At 68.3% G+C, this 24,911-nt stretch carries 24 protein-coding genes and 1 tRNA gene; 14 read left to right on the top strand and 11 right to left on the bottom strand.

Annotated features, from left to right (window positions below; genetic code table 11):
* Positions 1-314, top strand: a 314-nt coding sequence (locus KBY78_RS05340; protein ID WP_255142709.1) for a hypothetical protein, incomplete at its 5' end; no start/stop codon positions are given.
* A 28-nt stretch (positions 315-342) separates the two neighbouring features.
* A complete protein-coding gene (locus KBY78_RS05335; RefSeq protein WP_006170799.1) occupies positions 343-573 on the top strand; it encodes a DUF6447 family protein in 231 nt (76 codons plus the stop codon).
* A 12-nt stretch (positions 574-585) separates the two neighbouring features.
* Here the strand turns inward: KBY78_RS05335 and KBY78_RS05330 are convergent, their stop codons facing one another.
* Both KBY78_RS05330 and carB read right to left on the bottom strand, forming a co-directional pair.
* Entirely contained in the window at positions 586-1,311 is a 726-nt protein-coding gene (locus KBY78_RS05330) for a DUF3386 domain-containing protein (protein WP_255142708.1), read from the bottom strand.
* A 29-nt stretch (positions 1,312-1,340) separates the two neighbouring features.
* Positions 1,341-4,646: a carbamoyl-phosphate synthase large subunit gene (carB, locus tag KBY78_RS05325; protein WP_255142707.1), complete on the bottom strand. Its 3,306-nt coding sequence runs from the start codon at positions 4,644-4,646 to the stop codon at positions 1,341-1,343.
* A 117-nt stretch (positions 4,647-4,763) separates the two neighbouring features.
* Here carB and KBY78_RS05320 point away from each other — a divergent pair, with 117 nt between their 5' ends.
* From KBY78_RS05320 to KBY78_RS05295, 6 genes are all read left to right on the top strand, one after another.
* Positions 4,764-5,399, top strand: coding sequence for a DUF3318 domain-containing protein (locus KBY78_RS05320; protein WP_255142706.1), 636 nt, complete (start codon positions 4,764-4,766; stop codon positions 5,397-5,399).
* Positions 5,392-5,799 (top strand): ribosome silencing factor, encoded by a 408-nt coding sequence (gene rsfS / locus KBY78_RS05315; protein WP_006170803.1) that lies wholly within the window; start codon positions 5,392-5,394, stop codon positions 5,797-5,799. The genes KBY78_RS05320 and rsfS overlap by 8 nt, the downstream gene beginning before the upstream one ends.
* A 63-nt stretch (positions 5,800-5,862) precedes the next feature.
* Positions 5,863-6,366: a CGLD27 family protein gene (locus KBY78_RS05310; RefSeq protein WP_255142704.1), complete on the top strand. Its 504-nt coding sequence runs from the start codon at positions 5,863-5,865 to the stop codon at positions 6,364-6,366.
* A 31-nt stretch (positions 6,367-6,397) separates the two neighbouring features.
* On the top strand, positions 6,398-7,381 hold the full coding sequence (locus KBY78_RS05305) for an asparaginase (protein WP_037980276.1): 984 nt from the start codon (positions 6,398-6,400) through the stop codon (positions 7,379-7,381).
* A 51-nt stretch (positions 7,382-7,432) separates the two neighbouring features.
* Positions 7,433-7,509, top strand: a tRNA-Met gene (locus KBY78_RS05300).
* Positions 7,510-7,628: 119 nt separating this feature from the next.
* Positions 7,629-9,308, top strand: a complete 1,680-nt coding sequence (locus tag KBY78_RS05295) for a GMC oxidoreductase (protein ID WP_255142703.1) — start codon at positions 7,629-7,631, stop codon at positions 9,306-9,308.
* 165 nt (positions 9,309-9,473) lie between these two features.
* Here the strand turns inward: KBY78_RS05295 and KBY78_RS05290 are convergent, their stop codons facing one another.
* Positions 9,474-9,707 (bottom strand): DUF2811 domain-containing protein, encoded by a 234-nt coding sequence (locus tag KBY78_RS05290; protein ID WP_006170809.1) that lies wholly within the window; start codon positions 9,705-9,707, stop codon positions 9,474-9,476.
* Positions 9,708-10,023: 316 nt separating this feature from the next.
* Positions 10,024-11,112, bottom strand: a complete 1,089-nt coding sequence (locus KBY78_RS05285) for a sirohydrochlorin chelatase (RefSeq protein ID WP_255142701.1) — start codon at positions 11,110-11,112, stop codon at positions 10,024-10,026.
* Between KBY78_RS05285 and KBY78_RS05280 the strand changes: the two genes are divergently transcribed.
* On the top strand, positions 11,095-11,289 hold the full coding sequence (locus KBY78_RS05280) for a hypothetical protein (protein WP_255142700.1): 195 nt from the start codon (positions 11,095-11,097) through the stop codon (positions 11,287-11,289). The genes KBY78_RS05285 and KBY78_RS05280 overlap by 18 nt on opposite strands.
* 85 nt (positions 11,290-11,374) lie before the next feature.
* Positions 11,375-12,352 (top strand): carbon-nitrogen hydrolase family protein, encoded by a 978-nt coding sequence (locus tag KBY78_RS05275; RefSeq protein ID WP_255142699.1) that lies wholly within the window; start codon positions 11,375-11,377, stop codon positions 12,350-12,352.
* Here the strand turns inward: KBY78_RS05275 and KBY78_RS05270 are convergent.
* Positions 12,340-14,430, bottom strand: a complete 2,091-nt coding sequence (locus KBY78_RS05270) for an HDIG domain-containing metalloprotein (RefSeq protein ID WP_255142698.1) — start codon at positions 14,428-14,430, stop codon at positions 12,340-12,342. The two genes, KBY78_RS05275 and KBY78_RS05270, sit on opposite strands and share 13 nt — an antisense overlap.
* A gap of 79 nt (positions 14,431-14,509) precedes the next feature.
* Here KBY78_RS05270 and folD point away from each other — a divergent pair, with 79 nt between their 5' ends.
* Genes folD through KBY78_RS05250 form a run of 4 tightly spaced genes read left to right on the top strand, consistent with a single transcriptional unit; the run spans position 14,510 to position 18,342 of the window.
* A complete protein-coding gene (folD, locus tag KBY78_RS05265; protein WP_255142697.1) occupies positions 14,510-15,412 on the top strand; it encodes a bifunctional methylenetetrahydrofolate dehydrogenase/methenyltetrahydrofolate cyclohydrolase FolD in 903 nt (300 codons plus the stop codon).
* A gap of 52 nt (positions 15,413-15,464) precedes the next feature.
* Entirely contained in the window at positions 15,465-16,367 is a 903-nt protein-coding gene (gene crtE, locus KBY78_RS05260) for a geranylgeranyl diphosphate synthase CrtE (RefSeq protein ID WP_255142696.1), read from the top strand.
* The gene (locus tag KBY78_RS05255; protein WP_006170817.1) at positions 16,364-16,879 is read left to right on the top strand and encodes a divergent PAP2 family protein; all 516 of its coding nucleotides are present in this window, start codon (positions 16,364-16,366) and stop codon (positions 16,877-16,879) included. The genes crtE and KBY78_RS05255 overlap by 4 nt, the downstream gene beginning before the upstream one ends.
* Positions 16,861-18,342, top strand: coding sequence for an AAA family ATPase (locus KBY78_RS05250; protein WP_255142695.1), 1,482 nt, complete (start codon positions 16,861-16,863; stop codon positions 18,340-18,342). Before KBY78_RS05255 ends, KBY78_RS05250 begins: the two co-directional genes overlap by 19 nt.
* Here KBY78_RS05250 and KBY78_RS05245 read toward each other — a convergent pair.
* The 6 genes from KBY78_RS05245 to KBY78_RS05220 all read right to left on the bottom strand — a co-directional run.
* Positions 18,330-19,016 (bottom strand): GAP family protein, encoded by a 687-nt coding sequence (locus KBY78_RS05245; protein ID WP_255142694.1) that lies wholly within the window; start codon positions 19,014-19,016, stop codon positions 18,330-18,332. The two genes, KBY78_RS05250 and KBY78_RS05245, sit on opposite strands and share 13 nt — an antisense overlap.
* Positions 19,017-19,176: 160 nt before the next feature.
* Positions 19,177-19,446, bottom strand: a complete 270-nt coding sequence (locus KBY78_RS05240) for an acylphosphatase (protein WP_006170821.1) — start codon at positions 19,444-19,446, stop codon at positions 19,177-19,179.
* Positions 19,422-20,906 carry a cobyrinate a,c-diamide synthase gene (locus KBY78_RS05235; protein WP_255142693.1) on the bottom strand — a complete coding sequence of 495 codons (1,485 nt, stop codon included), beginning with the start codon at positions 20,904-20,906 and terminating at the stop codon, positions 19,422-19,424. The genes KBY78_RS05240 and KBY78_RS05235 overlap by 25 nt, the downstream gene beginning before the upstream one ends.
* Before the next feature lie 20 nt (positions 20,907-20,926).
* Positions 20,927-22,213, bottom strand: a complete 1,287-nt coding sequence (locus tag KBY78_RS05230; RefSeq protein WP_255142692.1) for a glucose-6-phosphate dehydrogenase assembly protein OpcA — start codon at positions 22,211-22,213, stop codon at positions 20,927-20,929.
* Positions 22,214-22,272: 59 nt separating this feature from the next.
* On the bottom strand, positions 22,273-23,796 hold the full coding sequence (gene zwf / locus KBY78_RS05225) for a glucose-6-phosphate dehydrogenase (protein ID WP_255142691.1): 1,524 nt from the start codon (positions 23,794-23,796) through the stop codon (positions 22,273-22,275).
* Between the two features lie 156 nt (positions 23,797-23,952).
* Positions 23,953-24,911 (bottom strand): ferredoxin-NADP reductase (locus KBY78_RS05220; RefSeq protein ID WP_255142690.1); only part of this gene is annotated, 959 nt, incomplete at its 5' end.

The following is a 24,911-nucleotide window of genomic DNA, read 5'->3' as shown; positions in this document are numbered from 1 at the left end:
CCCCCCCGCCCCAACCGCCTGATCCCCAGGCCGCCAGCCAGAAGCTGCAGGGGATCCTCAGTCCGGAATTCATCGCCCGGGAGTTTCCCGAGTTCTACGGCGCCTCCCAGACCCCCCGTCACCCGGCCGAGCAACTGCAGTTCTTCATGAACCTGCTCGGCAAGGAGGGCTGGGAAATGGTGGAGGCGGCCCAGGTGGGCCCGCTGCTGATGTTCTTCTTCAAGCGGATTCGCCGCCCAGCCCCGGCCAAGCTGCCGCCAGCCGGCACGTCGCTGGCCGCCCCGGGCGCCGAGAGCCCGCCGGGGGCGGCCTAACCTGCCTCCCGACGACACAGTGTTGACCTTGACGGCCTCTCCCAACCAACCCCCCGTTCTCACCTTCGAGGGCAAGCGCTACGAACTCAATGCTCTTCCCGACGACGTCAAGGAACTGGTGCGGGGCATGCAAGTGGCCGATGCCCAGCTGCGCCTCTACGAAGACACCCTCAAGGTGCTGGCCGTGGGCCGCCAGTCGATGGCGTTCCAGCTGAACGAACGGCTCAAGAGCATCCCCGCCCTGCCGGACGGGGTCTGAGCGAAGCCCGTGTCAGTCCCCGGAGGTCTGTGGCAGCGGCTTGAGGGCCTCGAAGCGGAAGGTCTGCACACTGCTCCCCCCCGGCGCTTCGGGATCCTCGCTGCTGATCACCCGCTCACTCAGCACCCAGGGGCCCTCACCGGCCAGAGGCACAAAGGTGTCGGTGAAGGAGCTCTTTCCACCACGGGCTTCGCCCGTGGCCGGATCGCTGTACTGGCTGCTGTAGGTGTGGCTGAGGTAGCCGGCACCGGTGTCGGTGGTACTGCCGGTGAAGATCGTCACCACAGTGCCGTGGATCTGGCGGTGCACCATCGTGACCACCGAATCTTTGATGCGGTAGCGGTCGCCGGCGTTCTTGCCGCCCACGATCACCTCGAGGCCCACGGCGTCGGTGTCGCCGGCGCTGAAGGTGTTGGCGCCGTGGGTCTGCTCGAAGCTGCGGCGCACCCGGTGGATGCACACTTCCCAGAGCTGAGAGCCGATCGCCTTGGTGATCTCCTCGTCCTCGATGCCCTCCACGCTGGCCTTGAGATCGGCGCCCACGCGGAACTGACCTTCCACCCGCTGATCTCCCTGCTCCCAGACGCAGCGGCCCTGGTAGCCACCGAAGCCCGGCTCCCAGGTGTAGCGGTTCTCGTAGGCGGCGCGGAACAGCTCGCGGATGTCGCTGCCCGGGGCGATCGAGGCGTTGGCGGCCGGGTTGACGCTGGCGCTGATGGGGGTGGCGGTGCCGGTCAAGGATCCGAGGGCGAAGGAGGCCCTCAACCCTAACGAGCGGGACGGGGGTGGATGTCCTGGAGCGCGGCCACGGTGAGCTCCTGGCTCTGAAGTGTGGCGATGGCTTCCACCGCCGCACGGGCACCGGCCAGGGTGGTCACCGTGGGCACGGCGTAGTCGAGGGCCGCGCGGCGCAGGTATTTGTCGTCGTGCGTGGCCTGGCGGCCGATCGGCGTGTTCACGATCAGCTGGATGCGGCCGGAGCGGATCGCGTCCTCGATGTTGGGGCGGCCTTCATGCACCTTCAGGATCGACTCCACCTCCAGGCCCGACTCCCGCAGCACCGCGGCGGTGCCGGTGGTGGCGATCAGGGCCAGGCCCAACTCCGAGAGGCGCTCGGCGATGGGCACCAGGGAGGGTTTGTCGCGGTCGTGGGTGGAGAGAAAGACGGTGCCGCTGATGGGCAAGGCTTCACCGGCGGCGATCTCGGCCTTGGCATAGGCCATGCCGAAGCTGGCGCCACTGCCCATGACTTCCCCGGTGGAGCGCATTTCCGGCCCGAGCAAGGTGTCGGAGCCGGGGAAGCGCTTGAAGGGCAGCACCGCTTCCTTGACGTTCTGCAGGGGCGGTTTGGGCTCACTGATTAGACCCAGCTCGCTGAGGCTGTGGCCGGCCATCAGCAGGCTGGCGATCTTCGCCAGAGGGACTCCGGTGGCCTTGGCCACGAAGGGCACTGTGCGAGAGGCGCGCGGATTGGCCTCGATGATGAACACCCGCTCGGCCTGCACGGCGAACTGAAGGTTGATCAGGCCGCTCACATCAAGGGCCAGGGCCAGGGCTTCGGTCCACTGGCGGATCGTGGCCAGGGCCTGCTGCGAAAGCGACACCGCCGGCAGGGCGCAGGCCGAATCCCCTGAGTGGATGCCGGCAGGCTCGATGTGTTCCATCAGGCCGCCGATCACCACCATGCCCTGACGATCGGCGAGGGCATCGACATCCACCTCGATGGCGTTCTCGAGATATTGATCGATCAGCACCGGGTGGTCGGGCTCCACCTGCACGGCCTCCACCATGTAGCGGTTGAGTTCAGCCTCATCGAAGACCACCTCCATGGCGCGGCCCCCGAGCACGTAGCTGGGGCGTACCACCACCGGATAGCCGACCCGATCGGCCACGGCGCGGGCCTCGGCCTCGCTGCGGGCCAGGCCGTTGCGCGGCTGGCGGATGTTGAGCTGACGCAGGATCGCCTCGAACTGCTCCCGGTCTTCGGCCTGATCAATCGACTCCGGTGAGGTGCCCCAGAGGCGGGTGCCGGTGGCCTGGCCCTCCGGTCCCGCCAGCCAGCGCAGGAGCGGCAGGGCGAGCTTGAGCGGGGTCTGGCCGCCGAACTGAACGATCACCCCCTCGGGTTTCTCCGCCTCGATCACGTTGAGCACGTCTTCGAGGGTGAGCGGCTCGAAGTAGAGACGGTCGCTGGTGTCGTAGTCGGTCGAAACCGTTTCCGGGTTGCTGTTCACCATCACCGTGGCGAAGCCATCAGCCCGCAGGGCGAAGGAGGCGTGGCAGCAGCAGTAGTCGAACTCGATGCCCTGGCCGATGCGGTTGGGCCCGCCCCCGAGGATCATCACCTTGCGTCGGCTCTCGGGCCGCACCTCATCCTCCGGGGCCAGGCGGATCGCTCGGCCTGCATCGTCGAGGCGCTCCAGCGGCCGTTCGTAGGTCGAGTAGTGGTAAGGGGTGGTGGAGGCGAATTCCGCTGCGCAGGTGTCCACGGTTTTGAACACCGCGTTCACCCCGAGGCCCTGGCGGGTGCGGCGCACGCTCAGCTCATCGCTGCCGCTGGTCCAGGCGATCTGGCGGTCGGAGAAGCCCAGTTGCTTCAGCTCCAGCAGATCCGCCGCTGAGAGTTGCTCGAGAGTCCGTCCCCGCAGCAGCCGCTCCTCGGCCTCGATCAGTCGCCGGAGCTTGGCGAGGAACCACGGATCGATGGCGCTGAGCTGGTGGATCTCCTCGTCGCTGCGGCCCGCCACCATCGCGGCGCGCACCGCGAAGATGCGATCCGGAGAGGGGGTGCGCAGCATCCGCTCCAGGTCGCTGGGCTCCAGGGGCTTGTCGGGGCGGTCGCAGCCCCAGCCGGCATGGCCGGTTTCCAGGGAGCGAAGCGCTTTCTGGAACGATTCCTCGAAGCAGCGGCCGATCGCCATCGCCTCGCCCACCGATTTCATCGAGGTGGTGAGCACCGCCGGTGAGCCCTGGAACTTCTCGAAGGCGAAGCGCGGAATCTTGGTCACCACGTAGTCGATCGTGGGCTCGAAGCAGGCCGGTGTGGCGCCGGTGATGTCGTTGAGGATTTCGTCGAGGGTGTAGCCCACGGCCAGTCGGGCGGCGATCTTGGCGATCGGGAAGCCGGTGGCCTTGGACGCCAGGGCCGACGATCGACTCACCCTCGGGTTCATCTCGATCACCACCACGTCGCCGTTGGCGGGGTTGATCGCGAACTGGATGTTGCTGCCGCCGGTCTCCACGCCGATCTCGCGGATGATCGCGATCGACTGGTCGCGCAGACGCTGGTACTCCCGGTCGGTGAGGGTCTGGGCTGGCGCCACGGTGATCGAGTCGCCCGTGTGCACCCCCATCGGGTCGAGGTTCTCGATGCTGCAGATGATCACCACGTTGTCGGCGAGATCACGCATCACCTCCAGCTCGAATTCCTTCCAGCCGATCAGCGACTGCTCGATCAGGATCTGGCTGACCGGGCTGGCCTCGAGACCGCTCTTGCAGAAGGCCTGGAATTCCTCGGGGTTGTAAGCGATCCCGCCGCCTGAGCCTCCCAGGGTGAAGGCCGGCCGGATGATGCGGGGATAGGTGCCGATCTCTTCACCCACGCGTTCGGCTTCCCCCAGGGAGGAGGCGATGCCGGACGGGCAAACGGCCACCCCGATCCGCTCCATGGCCTCCTTGAACAGGCGCCGGTCCTCGGCCTTCTGGATCGCCTGGAGGTTGGCGCCGATCAGCTCCACGCCGAAACGCTCGAGGGTGCCGTCCTCCGCCAGGGCCACGGCCAGGTTGAGGGCCGTCTGGCCGCCCATGGTGGGCAGCAGGGCGTCGGGGCGCTCCAGTTCAATCACCTGCCGCACCACGTCGGGGGTGAGGGGCTCGATGTAGGTGCGATCCGCCATCTCCGGATCGGTCATGATCGAGGCTGGGTTGGAGTTCACCAGCACCACCTCGTACCCCTCGTCACGCAGGGCCTTGCAGGCCTGGGTTCCCGAATAGTCGAATTCGCAGGCCTGGCCGATCACGATCGGTCCCGAGCCCAGCAGAAGGATGCGACGCAGATCCGACCGGCGGGGCATGGGCGGCGATTGAACTGCCAAACGAGGCCAGCCTCTCACGGCCCCACCACTGACCCGGGCGGTGGAGGGCTGTGTTCTCGCTAACGTGAGGATCTTGTGATCAGCGATCGTGGCTCCATGAGCGAACTCCAGCGCCTGAAGGGGCTCCTCCCTCCGGAGATGCAGAGCTGGGTGTTTGTCGAAGCGGCCGCCTCCGCCGATCCCCCGCTGATCACGATCGAGGAGATCGGCCGTGATGAGGTGGAGGTCCAGGTGGACCTGCTCAAATGGGAGCCCTTCGCCCTCGACCACCGCAACCTGCTCTTCTGGCATGAGGTGGGTCGCATCCAGAACGATGCCGTTCCCCGCGACGGTTGGGAGATGGCGGCCCTGGCCATCGGCCTCGGAGGCGCCATCGGCGAGCTCTGGGTGCAGGACGGGCTGCTGCTGATGATGGCCCTGGGGCTCTCCGGCTTCGCCGGCTACCGCCTCTATCTCAAGAACAACAACGAGAAGCGCCTGCAGGACGCCATCGCTGCCGACGAGCAAGCCATTTCTCTGGCCTGCCGCTTTGGCTACACCCTCCCCAACGCTTACAAGAGCCTGGGCGGCGCCCTCAAGGAACTGCTTGAGCAGACTCGTAAGAAGCGTCGTCGCTCCTTCTACGACGACCGCCTCGAGGCTCTGCGCAAGAGTGCCGGCCGTGCCAGAGCTGAAATGGCTCAGCAGCAGGGAAGCCGCCAATCTGTGACCAGTGAGAACGTCTATGGCTGAGTCAGCCCCCAGCCCAGCCTTGGTCTCCTCCACTGACAGCCGGGCCCTGGCCCTGCTGGCCGCCGAGGCCTGTGACGACCGCAAAGCCGTGGAGATCTGCCTGATCCGGGTTGAGGAGGTCTCGTCCCTGGCCGACTGGTTCGTGATCTGCTCCGGCCTCTCCGATGTTCAGGTGCGGGCCATCGCCCGCTCGGTGGAGGACCGGCTTGAGCTGGAGGCCGATCGCCTGCCCCTGCGCAAGGAGGGCCAGAGCGAAGGCCGCTGGGTGCTGCTCGACTACGGCGAGCTGATCGTGCATGTGCTCACACCGGCTGAGCGCCGCTACTACGACCTGGAGTCCTTCTGGGGGCACGGTGAACATGAGCCATTCCTAAGCTCGGAGCCGGCACTTCCCCAATGAGTTGTCCCTCTGGGACAGTTCGGCACCAGCCCAGCGACCGCCCGTGACTTTCCTGTGACTGCCATGGATCAGGCCTGTTCGGAGAGTCCATGCCCGGTCCCGCCCGGGCAGCGTCCCCTCGAGGAATACCGGCAGCTGTGCGCCTCATGGTTCTTCGCCTGGCCGGCGCTCACCAATGCGGGCCTGAGGCGGCCCTTGCTGATCAGCTGGCTTCTGGCCTTGCCACTCACTGCCTTGATCAGCTCCGGCAGCTGGCCCCTGCGCCACGACCCTCTGCGGCTGGCCGCCACGGCCGCGGTGGCGGCCGTGCTGCCGTCCCTGCTGTTGCTGACGCGTCAGTGGTTGGGCTGGACCTACGTCAACCGTCGCTTGATCTCCGAGCGGGTGGAGTACGAGGAATCCGGGTGGTACGACGGCCAGGTGTGGGAGAAGCCCCTGGCCTGGCGTCAGCAGGATCTGCTGGTGGCCCGTCATCAGGTGCGGCCGGTGCTGGTGCGGCTGCGGCAGGCCCTCAGCCTCGCCCTGCTGTTGCTTCTGGGGGGTGCTGGCCTCTGCCAGGCTCTTTGAGCGCTCCACCCGCGGTCCCTTCCCCTCCCCGATGACCCTGTCCTCCAGCTTCGGCAGCCCACAGCGCCCCGGGGTTCCTCCCCTGGAGGTGCGCCTGCTGCGCAACGGCATCGCGGAGTCGCTCCATCGCGTCCATGCGGCGGTCTGCGACAAGCGCGGCCGGGTGCTGATGCGCGCCGGCGACCCCCAGCAGCTCAGCTTCGTGCGCTCGGCGCTGAAGCCGTTCCAGGCCATGGTTTTTGTGAGCAGTGGCGCCGCCGATCAGACTGGCAGTGGCGACCGAGGACTGGCCATCGCCTGCGCCTCCCACACCGGCACCGCCGCCCACGCCCGCGAGGCCTTCAAGCTGCTCTGGAGCGCCGACATCGAAGCCGAGCAGCTGCAATGCCCCACCCCGGCGGGGGCCGACAGTCCTCTTCAGCACAACTGTTCCGGAAAGCACGCGGCTTTTCTCACCACTTGCCGGCGTCTGCACTGGCCTCTGGAGAGCTATCTCCACGTGGACCATCCCCTGCAGCAGCAGATGCTGCGCCGGGTCGGGGAGCTGCTGGGGCTGCCGGGGGCTGAGCTGGTCACCGCCCGCGACGACTGCGGTGCGCCCACCCTGCAGCTGCCGCTGGCCCAGATGGCCCTGCTCTTCGCCCACCTCGGCTCCTCCGAGCATGCGGATCTGGAGCGGCTCAGCCGGGCGATGCTCGCCCACCCGGAGCTGGTGGCCGGCGAAGGCCGCTTCGACACCGAGCTGATGGCCCGGGGTCACGGCATGGTGATCAGCAAGGGCGGCGCCGAGGGCATCCAGTGCATCAGCCGCATGGGCGAGGGGCTGGGACTGGCGATCAAAGTGGAGGACGGCGCCAGCCGGGCCAAGCACGCGGTGGCTCTCCACCTGCTCGAGCAGCTCGACTGGCTCACCCCGATCACCCTTGAAGATCTCAAGCGGCAGTTCCTGGTGCCCGGGGAGGGACTCGAGCTGGCGGTGAGTGGCGAGTTGCGCTTCGATGCCGCCACAGCCTGAGGGCTGCGGTTTGCTGGCAGGCACCTCGGGCTGGTACTCTCCCTTTGGCGCCGCGGGGTAGAGCAGTCTGGTAGCTCGTCGGGCTCATAACCCGAAGGTCAGGAGTTCAAATCTCCTCCCCGCCACCAAATCACAGAGCCCGATCATCTTTTGATGGTCGGGTTTTTTGATGGCCGCCCTCCCCTGAAGCCCTCCCCTGAAGCCCTGCCCTAGCCTCGCCCTCTGCTGCCGGCTGGGAAGCCCACGGATGTCGTCTGGCCTCGCCGCGTCCCCCCGCTTCGATCCCTCGATCACCTACGACGCGGTGGTGGTGGGCTCAGGAGCCACGGGCGGAGTGGCCGCCATGGTGCTGGCGAAGGCGGGCCTGCGGGTGCTGGTGCTGGAGGCGGGCCCCGATCTGAGCCCGGCGAAAGCCTTCGGCCGGGAGCCAGGCAATAGCCTGCGCCGGCTGGCCAACCTCAGCAGCGGTCGCCAGAAGCTGCAGAGCCAGCATCCGGGCTACTGGAAGGCCAACCCCGATCTCTACGTCGATGAGATCAAGAATCCGTACACCACTCCAGAGCAGCGGCCCTTCCTGTGGAGCCGAGGCCGGCAGGTGGGCGGCAAGAGTCTCACCTGGGGCGGCATCACCCTGCGCCTCTCGGACCACGAGTTCAAGGCGGCCGAGCGGGATGGCCATGGCCTGCCCTGGCCGATCGCCGGGGAGGATCTCGCTCCCTACTACGACCGCCTCGAGCGCATGCTCAGGGTGCATGGCCAGCGCGACGGCCTGCCCCAGCTTCCTGACGGCCAGTACCTGCCTCCCCTGCCGTTCACTCCCGCCGAGGAGCGTCTGGGTGGCGCGATCGCCCGCGAGCTGGGCCTGCCCCTGATCCACTCGCGCGGCTTCCGGCTGCAGCGGCGCACGGCCAGCAGCCCCTGGCCCCGCTCCTGCTCCCAGGGCGCTGCCCTGGCCCATGCTCTCGAAAGCGGCAGGGTGAGTCTGCGCAGCGATGCGGTGGTGAGCCATGTGGAGATCGGCAGGGGCGGCCTCGCTGATGGGGTCGTCTTCCTCGATCGTCTCAGCGGCGTTCGCCACCGCGCCCGGGCCCGGCTGGTGGTGCTCTGCGCCTCCACCCTCGAGAGCGTGCGGATCCTGCTTCACTCCGGCGACTCGCATCAGAGCCGGGGCCTGCCTGATGGCTCGGGCTGCCTGGGGCGCTACCTGATGGATCACATCTCCAGCAGCCGCTTCTTCGCCCTGCCCGATCAGCCGCCACCGGCTGAGGCGGCGGAGCTCTCCGGGGCTGGCAGTGCCTTCATCCCCAACACGGTGAACCTCGAGGGCCGCGGTGATCTGCCCTTCCTGCGTGGCTATGGCCTCTGGGTGGGGGTGCAGCGCTTCGATCCGCCCGCACCCCTCAAGCGCCACCGCCGCGAGGCGGTGGGGTTCCTGATCGGTCACGGTGAGGTGCTGCCCCGGGCCGGGAACCGGCTCACGCTCAGTTCCTCCATCAGCGATGCCTGGGGGCTGCCGGCCGCCCACATCGACTGCCACTGGGGCGAGAACGAGTTGCAGATGGTCGCCCACATGCAGGGTCGGATGGAGCAGGTGGTGGCTGCTGGCGGAGGGGAGATCCACCCCCTCCAGGACCTGTTCCTGTTCCCCCTGGCTGAACCACTGGTTCGCCGCGGCGTGGCGCTCGCCCCCACGGCAGCCCCGCCCGGCTATTACATCCACGAGCTGGGCGGCGCTCGCATGGCTTCAAGCCCGGAGAAGGGGGTGCTTGATTCCTGGAACCGCCACTGGCAGGCGCCGAACCTGCTGGTGACCGACGGATCCTGCTGGCCCAGTGCCGGCTGGCAGAGCCCGACCCTGACCGAAATGGCGATCACCTGGCGGGCCTGCGAGCGAGCGGCGGCGGAGCTGCACCGCTCGGGGATGTGAGCGGCTGCACACCAGCGGGGGCAACTGGTGTCGACGACCACAACCTGGCTGGATCACAGGCCGCACAATCTGCTGGCGACCTTTCAACGGGTCGGGCAAGGGAGAAACGGCGGGAGCGGCAGCTTCCGCTTTTTTTTGCGCTCTTTTTTGCGCCGCTGCCGGCGCTCAGCTGGAGCCGGCCTTCATGAACAAGCCATCGAGGTAGTGCTGGGTCACGCAGCGGTCGCTGCAGCCGTTCTGGAACAGGAAGCCGGCCAGGGCGGAGGTGATCAGGCGGTACTGATCCCAGTGAGGGTGGCTGCGCATGAACTCGTGCATGCCGTTGAAGAGGTCTTCGGGGATCTCCGCTTCCAGGCTGATGTCAGCGCTGCCCCGGGGCTCTTGGCCATCGTGATGCATGGGCATGGATCCTCTTGGGTGGACCCAGAAAGCCACGAAGAGGGGGGTGCCGTCAAAACGGTCAGGTGGCGTCGAATCCACCCGGCCCAAGGCTGAGACAGCCAGCCCTTGAGCGGTCTGGCACCCCTTGGCGAGGACCCGGGCAGGGGGCGCAAAGGGCTGGCGGCGGGCTGTCAAGTTCTGGCCCTGGGGAAGGGCGGAATCCCCAGGGCCAACGCCGTGGCGGCCTGTTAGGCCCCTTAACCTGTGGAAAAACCCCTCTCGGCCTGGGGAAAACCCCATCGACCTGGGGAAATCGTTGATGCATCAGCAGGGCTTATGCCTGGCGTGTCTCCTGCGACTCGGCTGGGATCGAGACAGGTGAGCCTGCCGAGCCGAGGCTGCGGGGGCCGAGGGGATGGTCCGCCTGGGGATAGGGCGCGTGGGTGTGCGCGTGGCCTGGACCGTGGCTGTGGGAGTGGTCGCCGTGGCCGTGGCTGTGGCCCATGGGGATCGGTACCCCGTCGGGCTGGCAGGCGCCGGTGCACTCCCGTTCGCAGAGGGTGCAGCTCTCCACCAGACCCTCCACGTGGTGGTGGTGGCTGCGCTGGGGAGCCCCCACCTCGCTCTCGAAGCCCAGCACCTGGTCCCGGTATTTGCACAGGGAACAGTTCATCTGCGTGTCCCCCCGGATCACCTCCTCCACCCGTTCGCGGAAGGTGTCAAGCACCAGGGGGTGGTCCCCCAGGTAGCTGGCCGAGAGGAACTCGATCTCGGGATGGTCGGCCGCCACCCGCTGGCTGTGCTGCTGGATCCGGCTCACCAGCACGCCCGAGAAGAGGAAATAGGGGAAGACGACGATGCGGCGGAAGCCCAGCTTGATGGCATGGCGCAGGCCAGGCTCCACCAGTGGGAAGGTGACGCCTGAATACAGGGTCTCCCCCCAGCCGAAGCCCATGCCCTCCACCAGCATCCGCGTCACCTTGCTGACGTTGGAGTTGGCATCGGGATCAGATGAGCCTCGTCCCACCACCACCAGCAGGGTGTCGTGCAGCGGGACGGAGGGGCCGGCCTGCTCCAGGCAGGCGCTGATCCGGGCGGCGGCGGCCTGGATCATCTTGCGGTCGATCCCCAGCTCCCGGCCGTAGTCGATGCGCAGGCCGGTTTCGGCCGCGTAGGTGTTGAGCACCGAGGGGATGTCGTTCTTGGCATGACCGGCCGCGAACAGCATTCCCGGTACCGCCAGCACATGCTCCACCCCCTGGGCCCGCAGATTGTCCAGGCCATCCCGCAGGATCGGGCGGGCAAATTCCAGGTAGCCGTAGTCGACGGGCACCCCCGGCAGACGGGTGCGCAGCCCCTCGGCCAGCTGGGCGAACTCGCCAACAGCCAGGCGGTTGCGGCTGCCATGACCGCAGACCCTCACGCCGAGTTTGCCGTGGGGGCCAAGGGCCGCCAGGGGTTGTGCTGGAGAAGAAACCCTGGGCCGTCCTGCCTTGAGGGACCCTATCGCTCTCCCCTGGTGCGCTTCTGGCGCTTTAGGGCCCATGACCACCAGCTCACCCTCCACTTCCGGCTGGGCACCCTGCTGTCCCAGGGCTGAAGCAAGCCGTCAACAGCTCGGTTGCCCACCAGGGCTTCACGCTGGGGAGACGCTTACTGGCTGGGCCCGCCAGCTCTGTCTTGCCATGGAACGACCACTGGCCTTGATCGATCCCCTCATCCGCAGCGCGGTGCGCAGCGAGCCGCCGGCCTGGGGGGAGGGAGTGCGGCTGGGCCTCTGGCAGGGGGCAGGGTCGGCCGGCACCCCCGAGGCAGTGATCGAGAACCTGGAACGGCTTGAAGCCGTTACCGCCCTGGCCGCCAGCAATCAGGTGCAGTTGCTGGCCTTCCCGGAGCTGTATCTCTCCGGCTATGCCCTCAGCCACGAAGCAGCCTGGCGCCTGGCTGAGCCCCATGACGGCCCCAGCCTCAGGCGGGTGGCGGCTGCGGCCCGCCGCCACGGTGTGGCGATTGCCTGCCCCTATCCCGAGCGGGCCGTGGTGGCGGGCTGTGAGTGTCTCTACGACGCCATCGCCCTGTTCGATCAGGACGGCACCCTGCTGCGGAACTACCGCAAGACGCACCTCTGGGGACCCGACGAGGCACTGCTCTGGACGGCCGGCTACAGGGAGCCGGAGGAGGGTCCTGCTTACACGGTGCAGCGGGTGAACGGCCTGCCCCTGGGCCTGCTCAACTGCTACGAGGGTGAATTTCCCGAGCTCACCCGGCTGCTGGTGCTGGCCGGTGCCCGGCTGGTGCTGATCCCCACCGCCGCCGACGCCTGGATGCTGCTCTCCGACGGGCGGCGCACCGACCGCCCCTATCCGGATGTGTCGCGCACCCTGCTGCCGGCCCATGCCTTCTCGAGCCAGTGCTTCGTGGCCTATGCCAACCGCTGCGGCGAGGAGAGCGTTGGCGAGCAGGTCAGGGGGGCCTACCTGGGTAACAGTGTGGTGGCGGCGCCTGATGGCTCGCTGCTGCTGGCGGCCAGCGATGAGCCCACCCTGCTGATCGCCGACTGCCGGCCGGGGGACTACGGGCCCAGCCACCCAGAGGGCACCACCTACCTCTCTGACCGGCGCACCGACCTCTACGGGCCCCTGGCGCAGCCTCAGGCGCTGTAGGCCTTGCGGGCCGGAATCGGGTAAGGAATGCGGCGGTGGCGCATGCGCCGCCACACCTTCACGAAGGAGCGGATCACCAGCTCCAGTTCGCCGCGGCTGATGCCGCTGTCGCGCAGCTGGCCATCAAGGCGCCGGGCATCGATCAGGCGTCGGACCATCGCCGCGGCCTCCTGCTCCGAGGTGCCTGGAGGTAGCGAGCGCAGGGCCGCTTCGCAGCCATCGGCAAGCATCAGGATCGCTGTTTCCCGGCTCTGGGGAGTGGGGCCGCGGTAGCGAAAGGCGGCTTCCGGAGTGGATGGGTCCCGCTCGCGTGCCTGGTGGAAGAAGTAGCCCATCCGCAGGGTTCCCTGGTGCTCGGGAATGAAGTCTTCGAGGGGGCGGGGCAGGCGGTATTTCCGGGCCAGTTTGAGCCCCTCATCCACATGCGCCTGCAGAACCTTGGCGCTGCCGAAGGGATCGTCGAGCTCGTCGTGGGGGTTGGGTCCCTCGGACTGGTTTTCGATGAACCACTGGGGCGCATGCAGTTTGCCCACATCGTGGTAGAGCGAGCCCGTGCGGATCAGGTCCACGTCGGCGCCGATCGCCCGGGCGCCCTCCTCAGCCAGACCGCAGATCATCAGGGTGTGCTCGAAGGTGCCCGGGGCCTCCGTGGACAGGCGGCGCAACAGGGGCCTCTCCAGATCGGCCATCTCCAGCAGGCGAGCGCGCGTCAGCAGCCCGAAGAAGCTCTCCACCAGCGGGCCGAGCAGCAGGCCCCCCATCAACAGGCCCCCCATCAGCAGGGCCTCAGCGGCCAGTTCGGTGCCGCTCGGGGGCACCCGGGTGCGCCCATGCCAGAGGGCCACGCTCTGCAGTACCAGCCACTGCAGCACCAGGGCGCCGATCGGCAGCAGGATCGCCAGCTGCACCAGCTGGGCCCGGCTGCGCTGGCGGCCGGCCAGCACCGCCGCCGCCACCGCCACCAGGGCCGCCACCAGCAGACGCACTTCGCTGAAATCATCCAGCGGCTGGGGCCAGAGCAGGCTGGCCACCGCCAGCCAGCCCAGGCCGGCCGGCGTTCCCAGGGCCTGGGCCAGCAGCAGCGTCGGGGGCACCAGCAAGGCCAGGGGGCTGGCTGCGTTGCCGAGCCAGAGTTTGAAGCCCTGCACCACCGCCAGCATCGCCAGGGCGAGCAGGGCATGACGGGGCTCCAGGCTGCAGCGCCAGCGCCGCAGGATCAGCACCATCACCAGGCAGCCGGCCATGGCTTCGATGAAGTACCCCATCCAGGCCCACAGCAGTGGCCGGCGGTTCACCAGCCCGAAGTAATCGAGCACGTCGTAGGCCTGAGGGCTGATCGGTTCCCCCTGGCGGGCGATCAGATCCCCTTTCTTGACCACGATGCGGGGAATGCCCTGCTGGTTGAGCAGCTCCTCGATCAGCTGCTGGCTCATCAGCGGGTCGGTGCGCAGGTTGGTGCGCCCCTGGAGGTTGGTGGCCAGCAGGCGGGCCCCCAGGCTCAGTCCAGGCTCCTCCATCGGCGAGAGCTGGAGGCGGGCCGCCTGCTCCAGCTGGCGCTTGGCAAGGTTGCCCACGATTCCCTGGCTGAGCATGCGCTGCTGGGCCTTGCGCAGGGCCAGCTTCCAGCCGTTGAGATCCTTGGCCTCTCGCCCCACCAGCCAGGCTTGCTCCTGGGGGCTGAGGTTGAGCGGCCCAACCCGGGTCTGACTGCTACGCGACACCTGATCCAGTTCTTGCAGCTGCCGCTCCAGCCGCTCCTGCAGCATCTGGTTGGCCTCAAGATCCACCACCTGCACATGGGTGCGTGTCCCCAGCTGGGAGCGACGCTGCTCCAGGGCTTCGCTGTTGATGACGGTGGCGTCTTCAGGGGCGCTGACGCTGATCGGTGCTGCAATGCCCGGCCGCAGGCTCGGCTCCACCAGCCAGGGCCAGCTGGAGATCACGGCCACCAAGGCACAGGCCAGCAGGATCGCCGCCCAGTCCAGCCGGCCCCATGAGCAGAGGGCCTGGCATGGGCGTTCCTGCCGCAGCAGCCGCCTCCAGATGTTCTTGAGGCGACCCCGTCGCAGCACCTTCATCGTCGCTTGAAGCACAACGCTAGCCAGGGCGCCTGCGCGCGCTCCGCTGCATGCTGGGGTTGACCGCAAACATCAACCGATGGCCCTTCGCCTCGACGGCCGCCAACTCGCGGCGGAGCTGGAGAATCGCCTGCGCGGCGTCATCAGCGGGCGGCTTGAGCGGGCAGGCCGCCTGCCCGGCCTGGCGGTGCTTCGAGTGGGTGACGATCCCGCCAGTGGCGTCTACGTGGCCAACAAGGCCAAGGCCTGCGCCCGGGTGGGCATCCACAGCCTGGTGAAGCACCTTGGCGCCGACATCGCTCCGGCGGAGCTGCTGGCCGCGATCACGGAGCTCAACAATGACCCGGCGGTGGATGGAATCCTGCTGCAATTGCCCTTGCCAGCCGGGCTCGAGGAAGCTCCGCTGCTGGCGGCGATCGATCCGGCCAAGGACGCCGATGGGCTGCACACCCTCAACCTCGGCCGGCTGCTCAAAGGCGAGCCGGGGCCGCGCAGCTGCACACCGGCCGGGGTGATGGCCCTGCTGGCCCGCCATGGGATCGATCCCGCCGGCCGCCGGGCCGTGGTGGTGGGCCGCAGCATTCTTGTGGGCCAGCCGATGGCCCTGATGCTGCAGGCCGCCGATGCCACTGTGAGCGTGGCCCATTCCCGCACCCGTGAGCTGGCTGCCCTCACCCGCCAGGCGGAGATCCTGGTGGTGGCTGCCGGACGGCCGCGCCTGGTGGGCGCCGAGCATGTGAGCCCTGGAGCGGTGGTGGTGGACGTGGGCATCCACCGCCTGGACGGGGGCCTCTGCGGTGATGTGCGTTTCGAGGAAGTGGAGCCGCTGGCCAGCGCCATCACGCCGGTGCCCGGTGGTGTGGGGCCGATGACGGTGACGATGCTGCTGGTGAACACCGTGGTGAGCTGGTGGACGCATACGGAGGGGGGGGATCCAGGCCCAGGCTCTGTTGACAATCCATTGGCGGATCTGCTGCCCTGAGTCACCTCTGGACCGATGGCCTGAGAGAATCCCCGCCAGCGCGCTGGTAACCATGGCCGTGGCGGTGAGCACGGAGTTTGATTTCGCCGCCTACCTGGAGTCGGCTCGGGGGCAGGTGGAGCTGGCGCTCGAGGCGGCCCTCGGACCTGAGCGACCCGAGTCGCTGCGGGAGGCCATGCGCTACTCGCTGCTGGCCGGTGGCAAGCGCCTGCGCCCGATCCTCTGCCTGGCGGCCTGTGAACTGGCCGGCGGAGAGGTGGCTCTGGCCCTGCCCACGGCCGTCGCGCTGGAGATGATCCACACGATGTCGTTGATCCACGACGATCTCCCCGCCATGGACAACGACGACCTGCGCCGGGGGCGTCCCACCAACCACAAGGTCTATGGCGAGGCCCAGGCGATCCTTGCCGGCGACGCCCTGCTGACCCGGGCCTTCGAGATGGTGGCCCTGCGCAGCCCAGGCGTGCCGGCCGAGCGCCTGCTGCAGGTGGTGGGTGAGCTGTCCCTCGCCGCCGGAGCCCCTGGGCTCGTGGGAGGACAGGTGGTCGACCTCGAGTCAGAAGGTAAGGATGTGGACCTCGCCACCCTGGAGTACATCCATCTGCACAAGACCGGTGCCCTGCTGCAGGCCTGCGTGCTCACCGGGGCCATGATCGCCGGAGCCCCGGAGCCCCTGCTGCAGGGCCTGCGCACCTATTCCCGGGGCATCGGCCTGGCTTTTCAGATCATTGACGACATTCTGGATGTGACCGCCAGCAGCGAGGTGCTGGGCAAGACCGCAGGCAAGGACCTCACCGCCGACAAAACCACCTACCCGAAGCTGCTGGGCCTGGAGGAATCAAGGCAACGGGCCGACGCTCTGGTGGCGGAGGCCAAGGCTGCCCTCCAGCCCTGGCAGGCCAGTGCCCAGCCTCTGCTGGCCCTGGCCGACTACATCACGAGCCGCGACCGATGATCGGTTCTCCCCTCACGGATGGCCCCCTGATTCAGTTGCTGGACAACGGCGTCCTGGCCTGGGCTCTGATTGCCTGCGGTCTGGCCCAGCTCGGCAAGTTGCTGGTGGAGCTGGTGGAGCATGGCCGCTGGCGGCCGGCTGTGCTGTTCGAAACCGGGGGCATGCCCTCCAGCCACTCGGCCCTGGTCACCGGGGCCTGCGCCGGCATCGGCTGGGAGCTGGGTTTTGCCGATCCCCTCTTTGCTTTCTCCTGCACCATCGCTTTCATCGTGATGTATGACGCGAGCGGGGTGCGCCGGGCAGCGGGCCTCCAGGCCGCCCGCCTCAACGCCCTGCCCGGCTCCCTCTGGACCCCCGAGCCGCTTGCTCAGCTCAAGGAGAGCCTCGGCCACACCCGCTCGGAGGTGCTGGCCGGCAGCCTGATCGGCCCGGCGATCGCCCTGACAGGGCTGGCCCTGGCCGGATCACCGCTGCACATTGCTCAGGGGTGGGGTTGGCTGCCCCTGGCCTGAGCGACAGCGCGCCCGCTGGCCCGCCTCAGCTCACCACCTCCCAGCAGCGTGCCGTGGACTCCTTCACGGAATGGCTGGCGCGACCCGCCCGGGATCAGCCTTTCGTGCTCAGCGGCTATGCCGGCACCGGCAAGACCTTCCTCTCGATGGTCTTTCTCGCCGCGGCTGAAGCCAGGGGCCTCTGCTGGACCGCAGTGGCCCCGACCCACAAGGCCGTGGGGGTGCTGCGGGGGTATCTGGAGCTGGCGGGTCTGCGGCCCACCTGGCACCCCTCCACCCTGCACCGGCTGCTGCGCCTGAAATTACGCCGCCAGGGGGGGCGCGAGGTCTGCGAGGAGACCGATCAGACCGCCCTGGCTCTGGAGCACCTCGGGCTGGTGCTGATCGATGAGGCCTCGATGGTGGATGGCAGCCTGATGCGCTTCAGCCTGCAGGGGGCCCATCCCTACGGCACCAGGCTGGTGTTCGTGGGTGATCCGGCCCAGTTGCCGCCGGTGGGGGAAGCGAGCAGCCCGGTGTTTGCACTGCAGCGGGCCTGCCGCGCCGATCTCACTGAGGTGGTTCGCCACCAGGGCCCGGTCCTGCGCCTGGCCACCGCCCTGCGTCAGGAGCAGCTTCCCTGCCGTCTGCCTCCGGTGGGGCCCCAGCGGCAGACGGCCCAGGGGGATGTCGCTGTGTTGGAGCGCGGCGCCTGGCTGGCGGCCGCCCAGGCGGCCCTGCGCCGAGCCGCCGCCAGCGACGATCCCGACCAGGCCCGCATCCTCTGCTACACCAACCGTTCGCTGGAGCGGCTGGTGCCCCTGGCCCGCCGCGCCATCCACGGCGCCATGGCCGACCAGTTGCCGGTGCTGCCTGGCGAGGTCCTGCTCAGCCGCATGGCGGTGATGGCGCCGGCCTGCTGCCAGGGGGCCGATGGGGGCGAGGAACCGGACATGGTGCTGGCCTCGAACCGGGAGGTGCTGGTGCGGGATGTGACCCCGGAACGCTGCGATCTGGCCGAGTTCGGCGTGGCGGAGGCCCCGGTGATCGACACCCAGCTGGTGGAGGTGGCCTTCGGTGAGACCCCCCTGAGCTTGCGGCTGCTGCCGCCAGTGGGAACCGCTGCCCGGCAGCAGCTGGAGACCGTGCTCGCCACCTTGCGGCGTCAGGCCCGGGAGGCGGGTCAGGACAAGGGCCGCTCCCTCTGGCGCCGCTACTTCCTGGTGCGTGATGCCTTCGCTTCCCTGGGCCCTGCCGCGGTGCTCACCGTGCATCGCTCCCAGGGGAGTGGGTTCGGGGAGGTGTTCATCGATGCCGATGTCTTCTGGCCGTCCGATCTGCGCCTGCGCCGCCAGCTGGTCTACGTGGCCGTCACCCGCGCGCGGCGCGGGGTGTGGCTGGCTGGCGGGTCCGGCAATGTGGCAGATCGCCGCTGCTGGCAGGAGGCCCTTGCCGAGGACCCCAGCTCCCCTCAGGCCAGCTGAAGCCCCTCGATGCCCTGCCAGGCCAGATAGGCCGCCAGGGCCAGGCTGATCGTGCCCATCACCAGCTCGCCATTGGCGTAGAGGCTCTGCTTGCCCCGTTGCAGCAGCGGCAGCACCCTCTGCCGGCCCAGGGCCACCCCCAGGACCGGCAGCAGCAGCAGCAGGCTGGCCGCCAGGGTGAAGAAGCCAGCCAACAGAAGCTCCTGGCCGCGGCCCAGGCCAGCGGCCAGCAGGGCGGAAGCGCCTTTGGCCATCAGCACCACGTCGTCGGGGCTGATCAACTCGATCGCCACACTCACGCCGATCAGCAGCGGCAGAGGCAGGGCGCAGAAGCGATCCAGCTGGCGAATCCAGCCGGCGGGTTCTTCCCCGCCAGCCTTGGTGGGCAGCAGATCCCTGATCCCCAGCGCCAGCAGAGCCCCGGCGCCGATCAGATCCAGGCCGGTGCGGTGGTCGCTGCCCTTCTCCATGGTCAGCAGCAGGCCGTGGCCCACGGTCAGCATCAGGGCGATCATCGTGGCGATGGTGAGGATCCAGCTCAACAGGAACAGCCCCCCCCGGCGCAGGGGATCGGGCCCGAGCAGCAACAGCAGCAGCAGCCCGATGTGGATCGGGCTGAGGCTGATGCCGCTGCCGTAGGCGAACAGCTCAGCCCAGAGCGTGGCATCGGTCATGGGGCTGGCGTGCGGCAGGGGACGTTCCAGCGCAGGATGACGGGTTGCTCCCATTCCCGGCCGTGCCAGGTGGAGCCATGACGGATCAACCACGGCTCAGGGCTGGCTGGAGCCTGCGGAGCGGCAGCTGGGCTCACGGAGGTTGGTGGGTCATCGCGGCTCAGCGGCGTACCTCAAACCAGTCGTGACCCCCGAGTGGAATCACGCTCTCGCTGACGCTGCTCACCTGGGCGGCGGCAGGTCCCGATTCACACCAGATCCTGAGCTGCTCCAGCTTCTGGCTGCATCCCTCCGCCTCCAGCTCCACCCGGCCGTCGGAGCGGTTCCTCACCCAGCCCCCCAGGCCAAGGGCCTGGGCCCGCTGGCAGCAGGCCTGCCGGTAGCCCACCCCCTGCACCCGGCCATTCACGATGAGGCGCCAACGCTCCACGGAGGCGCCGCCACCGCTGTGTCCGCGGGGGTCTCCGCAGTTTCGGCGAAGGGAGTCGCCAGGGCGGCCGCGTCGCGCAGGCGCCGGCAGATCGCCGAACATCCAGCCCAGTGGAGGTGCAGCCAGCTTGCGTGCAGTGTCGGTGTCGTCCATCCTTCCAGCCTCGGTGCCCAACCCCAGCCTTCAAGCTGCCACAGCCGTTCGCTGCCGTCCACGACTGTGTCGTTCAGTTCCCAGCGGTGAAATTCATGGCCGACGAGCGCCTCACCCCGGCGGGTCACGAGACCGTTGGCGACGGGGGTGGCCTGGCGATAGCCCAGTTGCAATGAGCCGCGCCGGGCGCTGAACGGCAACAGGCCGGCCATGGCATGGGCCTCACCCAGTGGATCCTCCAGCTGCTGGCCAAGCAGCAGCAGGCCGCCGCACTCGGCGTAGATCGGCAGGGCGGCGGCGGCGGCGCGCCTCAGGTCGCTCTGGCTGCGCTGGCTGGCGGCCAGCTCGGCGGCGTGCAGCTCCGGGTAGCCTCCCGGCAGAATCACCGCCCGACAATCCCTGGGCAGGGGTTGATCGGCCAGGGGCTGCCAGGGCAGGGGGGTCAGCCCAAGAGCCGTGAGCAGCTCCGTGGCCTCCGGGTAGCGGAAGTGGAACGCGGCGTCGCCGGCGATCGCGACCGGCAGGTCCCCTCTGCTGCCGCCGCTCTCCAGGGCTGCTGGGGTCTGGGCGGTGCGCTCCAGGCACCAGCGGATCGGATCGCGGGTCCTCCCCTCGCCGATTGTCAGGGGCGGCGGTGGCGCCAGCAGGGGGAGCAGGCGCTCCAGATCCAGGTTGCGCTCTGCCAGGGCGGCCCACTCCTCGCTTCTGGCCTGGAAACCCTGCAATTCATCGGGAGGCAGCAGTCCGAGGTGACGGGAGGGCAGGCTCAGGTCGGGGTGGCGTGGCAACACCCCGAGCAGGGGCATAGCGATCGAGGCGAGGGCCTCGCTCAGCAGAGCCCGGTGGCGCTCGGTGCTGACGCCGTTGAGCACCACCCCGGCCAGCTCCAGCCCCGGCTGGTGATCGCGGAAACCCCGCACCAGGGCCGCCAGCGAGCCCGCCTGCCGGCTGGCCTCCACCACCAGCACCACCGGCAGCCCGAGCAGGGTGGCCACCTCCGCGGAGCTGCCGTCGGCGCTCGGCCCCCGGCCATCGAAGAGGCCCATCACCCCCTCCACCAGGCAGTGGTCAGCCTGGCCGCCCCACCAGTGGAACGCCCGCTGCAGCCACTCCTCGCCGCAGAGCAGGCGGTCGAGGTTGCGGCAGGGCCGCCCGCTCACCCGCCCGAGCAGCTGGGGGTCGAGGTAATCCGGACCGACCTTGAAGACCTGAACGCTGGACCCGCTGCGGCGCAGCAGGGCGCTGATGGCGAGGCTGAGCAGGGTCTTGCCACTGCCGCTGCAGGGGGCGGCGATCAGGCAGGCCATGGCATCGTGCCCCCAGGCCGTCAGGCGTCGGGCAGCAGTTTGGCAGCCAGGGGGGCCGCGGCGGCCAGCAGGGGATTGGTGGAGTCGTGGCCTCCCCCGAGGAGCCGGGCCATCTCCCATTCATCGGTGGCGTGGCCCATGGGAACCACTTCTTCGGCCAGCTCCATCCGGGCCATGCCCCCGGCTTCGAGGCGCATGCAGCCTCCGGATTCCGAGCAGAGGATCACGCAGAGGGCCTGGCGGCCGGGTGGTTCGCAGATCAGGCGCAGACCCACAACGCTGCCTGGGTGGCTGCTGGGCACACCCACGGGGACGGGGGTGAGATGGAACTGGACGGTGACCCCATCGTTGCGCTCGAATTCGGCGCGGATCTCCTCGTCGGCGGCGGCGCGGCTCTCCACCCAGTGCCAGCCCAGGCGATCGGCCAGCCAGGCGGCCAGCAGCAACCCCTGCACCGGATGGGTTCCTTCCACATCGATGTCGAGCTGCACCACGTGATTGAGAGCATCGCGGCGGCCGGGGGGATCGAAGACCATGGCCAGCGATTCCCGCCAGGCGCGCTGCCGCAGCCAGTTGAGGTCGTTCACGGGCTGACCGCTGCCCACGCGGCTCTCCAGCAGGTCCAGGCAACGGCGCGGGGTGCCGAGGGCCGTGTCGATCACCAGGCGACGGCCCGGTGCGCATAGGGCCTCCAGCAGTTCAGGAGCCTCGTCCAGGGAGCCGTTCCACCACACCCAGCAGGGCAGATCATTGGGTACGAGCGGCTTCAGTAGCTGCAGACCCTGCTGCAGCGCACCGAAATCTCCCCTCAGCACCACCACGTCGCCGCAGGCGGCAGTGGTGCCTTCCCCTGGCAGGGGGCAGTAGGCCGCCACCAGGGTTTCCAGGGGCTGACCGTGGTCGAGGGTGGGAGCCAGGGTGATCAGACGGCGTGGCTGGTAGGCGCTGATCGCCGCATCGATGTACTGCCCGCGCAGATCTTCGATGGCATGGTCGCCGCTCTGCTGACCCAGGGCCCAGGCGAGCTTGGGTGAGAGGGGGGAGATGCTCAGGGGCAGGTCACAGGCGGGCACGGCCTCCCGTGCGGCCTCGAGCAGTTCGCTGCGCACCACTCCGGTGACCGGGCCGTCGAGGCGGCCGGTGCGCACCAGATGCTGCTCCACCCAGGCCGGTTGCCATACCAGCAGGGTGAACGTGGAAGCCCCGCTGGAGGATTCGAGGTCCTGGCTCCAGAGCTTCTCGAGGTAGTCGGTGAGCTCAGGCGGTGGCAGGGCTACGGGGGCCTGAAGTGTGAGCTGAGGGGACATGGGGTTGGAGCGTCAGGGGAGGGGCGATGCCCGGGGCGGAGATCGGAGTGGTGGTCGCTTCAGGGACGGCGCCACATCAGGCCATCGCGGCCCAGGAGGTTGTCGGCGGCGGCGGGGCCCCAGGTGCGGGCTTCGTAGGGGTGGACGGGCAGCTGCCAGGGGCTGTCCTCGATCAGCTCCAGCAACGGGGTGTACAGCCGCCAGGCGGCCTCCACCTCATCCCCGCGGGTGAAGAGAGTGGGATCCCCCAGCATGGCGTCGGCGAGCAGGCGCACGTAGCCCTCGTCGGACGGTTCCCCGAAGGATTCGTCGTAGGAGAAGTGCATGTCGACCGGACGGCTGCGCATCCCCGACCCCGGGGACTTCACTTCGAAGCGGAAACCGGCCCCTTCATCGGGCTGGATGCGCAGGATCAGCTGGTTGGCGGTGGGACTGCCGCCGGCGGCGTCGAACAGGTGCACCGGGGCCTCGCGGAAGGTGAGCACCACCTCGCTCATGCGCTTGGGCAGGCGTTTGCCGGTACGCAGATAGAAGGGCACGCCCTGCCAGCGCCAGTTGTCGATGAACAGCTTCATGGCTACATAGGTTTCCGTGGTGCTGTTGGGATTCACACCGGGTTCCTGGCGGTAACCGGCCAGGGGGCTGCTGGCGGTGCCACCGGGGCCGTACTGGCCGCGGACACAGCAGTTCCAGGGTTCGAGCTCATCGGCCAGCCGCGCCGATTGCAGCACCTTGGCCTTCTCATTGCGGATCGCCTCCGGATCGAAGTGCCCCGGGGCTTCCATCGTGGTGAGGGCCAGCATCTGGGTGAGGTGGTTCTGCACCATGTCCCGCAGGGCGCCGGAGCTTTCGTAGTAACCCGCCCGCTCCTCCACACCCACGGTTTCTGCCGCGGTGATCTCGACGCTGGCGATGTAGTTCCGGTTCCAGATCGGTTCGAAAATCGTGTTGGCGAAGCGGAGAACGAGGATGTTCTGAACCGTTTCCTTGCCGAGGTAGTGATCGATGCGGAAGACCTGGCTCTCCTTGGCGCTGGTCTGCACGATCCGGTTGAGCTCCTGGGCACTGCCGTAGTCTCGGCCGAAGGGCTTTTCGATCACCACCCGGCTGCGCTCGGGGTCGTTCAGCAGCCCGGCCGCGGCAAGGGCGCTGCAGCCACTGCCGTAGAACTTGGGCGACACCGAGAGGTAGAAGGTGCGGTTGCTGCGCGTGGCCCGCTGGCAGTCGATCACCTCGAGCCGCTGGGCCAGTCGCACCAGGTGCTCGGGTTGCTGCAGATCCACCGGCTCGTAGAACAGGCTGGAGGCGAATTGCTCCCAGGCCCCACGGTGCTCATTGACCAGGTCGCCGAGGCCTTCAGCCATGTGGCCGCGGAAGTCCTCATCGCTCCACGGGCGCCGGGCACAGCCCAGCACGGCGAACTCGGTGGGGAGCCGCCGTTGACGGAAGAGCTCGAAGAGTGCAGGCACCAGCTTGCGGTGGGTGAGATCTCCGCTTGCTCCGAAAATCACCAGGCACTGGGGCGAAACCACGCGCTCCTGGCGCAGTCCGACCCTCAGAGGATTGGTGAGCGTGACGGTCATGGAGTTGCGGCTGATGACACTGGTTTACCCACGAAAGCGGGGAACACCCAGCAAAGGGCATGGGAGGGTCCCCTCTGTGCTGATTTCGGCAAAAAAAAGCCCGCCATGGAGGCGGGCTGAAGCGGAATGGAACAGGCCCCGGCCTGGGGCCTCTGTTCAGTAGGTTTCCACGTGCCAGCGATCAGCTTTCTTGAGCTGGGGACGAAGTTCGGACCAGTTGAGGCCCTTGCTTTCGGCGGCCTTGCTCATGGCTTCATCGATGCCGGGCTCCATACCCCGCAGGCCACACATGTACACGTGGGTTTTCGAATCTTCGATCATGGTGAAGATCTCATCGCCGTGCTCGGCAACACGGTCTTGGATGTACATCCGGCCGCCGCTGGGATTCTGCTGTTCACGGCTGATCGCCTTGGTGTAGCGGAAGTTGTCGGGGAATTCGGCCAGGTAGCCCTGTAAATCCTCCTCATAGAGAAGGTTCGGGGTGGTGGGCACACCCATGATCAGCCACGCCTTGCCCCGGAACTGATAGCCGGGGTTCTTGGCCCGCTCGCCTGGATCGAACATGCGGCGCAGATAGGCCCGCATCGGCGCGATCCCTGTGCCGGTGGCCAGCATGATCACATTGGCGTCCTCGTCGGGGGGAAGCAGCATTTCCTTGCCCACCGGGCCGGTGATCTTCACCTTGGCGCCAGGTTCAATGTCGCAGAGGAAGGTGGAGCAGACCCCGTTGATGGTCTCCCCGTCCTTCTCGTACTGGAGCTGACGCACGCACAGAGAGACGGTCTTATCTTCGAGGTTGTCACCATGGCGGGTGCTGGCAATCGAATAGAGGCGGAGCTTGTGGGGCTTGCCGTTGGCATCAACGCCGTCGGGAATGATGCCGATGCTCTGACCTTCCACGTAGTGAAGGTTGCCCTCGGAAAGATCGAAGGTGATGTGATTGACGCGGCCAATCGCCCCTTCCGATAGCAGGGAATAGTTTCCGAGCACGGTGCCGACGTAGGGATCCTTCGGCTTGTAGAGATTGACGGGAGGGGCTTCGTGCTTGACGGGGGTGGTCACGGGAGCAGGGGCGGCGTTTGCAGCGGTCGGGGCGGGCGCGGGAGTGGGGGCGG

It is taken from the genome of Synechococcus sp. EJ6-Ellesmere (assembly GCF_024345875.1).
GTDB lineage: Bacteria > Cyanobacteriota > Cyanobacteriia > PCC-6307 > Cyanobiaceae > Regnicoccus_A > Regnicoccus_A antarcticus.
Note: the sequence above shows the minus strand (reverse complement) of the source record. Positions and strands in the feature narration are given on the sequence as shown.

Coding starts and splice junctions, on each gene's coding strand:
- carB (WP_255142707.1), bottom strand. CDS start 4,646: ATGCCCCGCCGGTCGGATCTGCGTCGCATCCTTCTGCTGGGCTCGGGA.
- KBY78_RS05320 (WP_255142706.1), top strand. CDS start 4,764: ATGAGCGAACTCCAGCGCCTGAAGGGGCTCCTCCCTCCGGAGATGCAG.
- rsfS (WP_006170803.1), top strand. CDS start 5,392: ATGGCTGAGTCAGCCCCCAGCCCAGCCTTGGTCTCCTCCACTGACAGC.
- KBY78_RS05310 (WP_255142704.1), top strand. CDS start 5,863: ATGGATCAGGCCTGTTCGGAGAGTCCATGCCCGGTCCCGCCCGGGCAG.
- KBY78_RS05305 (WP_037980276.1), top strand. CDS start 6,398: ATGACCCTGTCCTCCAGCTTCGGCAGCCCACAGCGCCCCGGGGTTCCT.
- KBY78_RS05295 (WP_255142703.1), top strand. CDS start 7,629: ATGTCGTCTGGCCTCGCCGCGTCCCCCCGCTTCGATCCCTCGATCACC.
- KBY78_RS05290 (WP_006170809.1), bottom strand. CDS start 9,707: ATGCATCACGATGGCCAAGAGCCCCGGGGCAGCGCTGACATCAGCCTG.
- KBY78_RS05280 (WP_255142700.1), top strand. CDS start 11,095: ATGACCGCAGACCCTCACGCCGAGTTTGCCGTGGGGGCCAAGGGCCGC.
- KBY78_RS05275 (WP_255142699.1), top strand. CDS start 11,375: ATGGAACGACCACTGGCCTTGATCGATCCCCTCATCCGCAGCGCGGTG.
- KBY78_RS05270 (WP_255142698.1), bottom strand. CDS start 14,430: ATGAAGGTGCTGCGACGGGGTCGCCTCAAGAACATCTGGAGGCGGCTG.
- folD (WP_255142697.1), top strand. CDS start 14,510: ATGGCCCTTCGCCTCGACGGCCGCCAACTCGCGGCGGAGCTGGAGAAT.
- crtE (WP_255142696.1), top strand. CDS start 15,465: ATGGCCGTGGCGGTGAGCACGGAGTTTGATTTCGCCGCCTACCTGGAG.
- KBY78_RS05255 (WP_006170817.1), top strand. CDS start 16,364: ATGATCGGTTCTCCCCTCACGGATGGCCCCCTGATTCAGTTGCTGGAC.
- KBY78_RS05245 (WP_255142694.1), bottom strand. CDS start 19,016: ATGACCGATGCCACGCTCTGGGCTGAGCTGTTCGCCTACGGCAGCGGC.
- KBY78_RS05235 (WP_255142693.1), bottom strand. CDS start 20,906: ATGGCCTGCCTGATCGCCGCCCCCTGCAGCGGCAGTGGCAAGACCCTG.
- KBY78_RS05230 (WP_255142692.1), bottom strand. CDS start 22,213: ATGTCCCCTCAGCTCACACTTCAGGCCCCCGTAGCCCTGCCACCGCCT.
- zwf (WP_255142691.1), bottom strand. CDS start 23,796: ATGACCGTCACGCTCACCAATCCTCTGAGGGTCGGACTGCGCCAGGAG.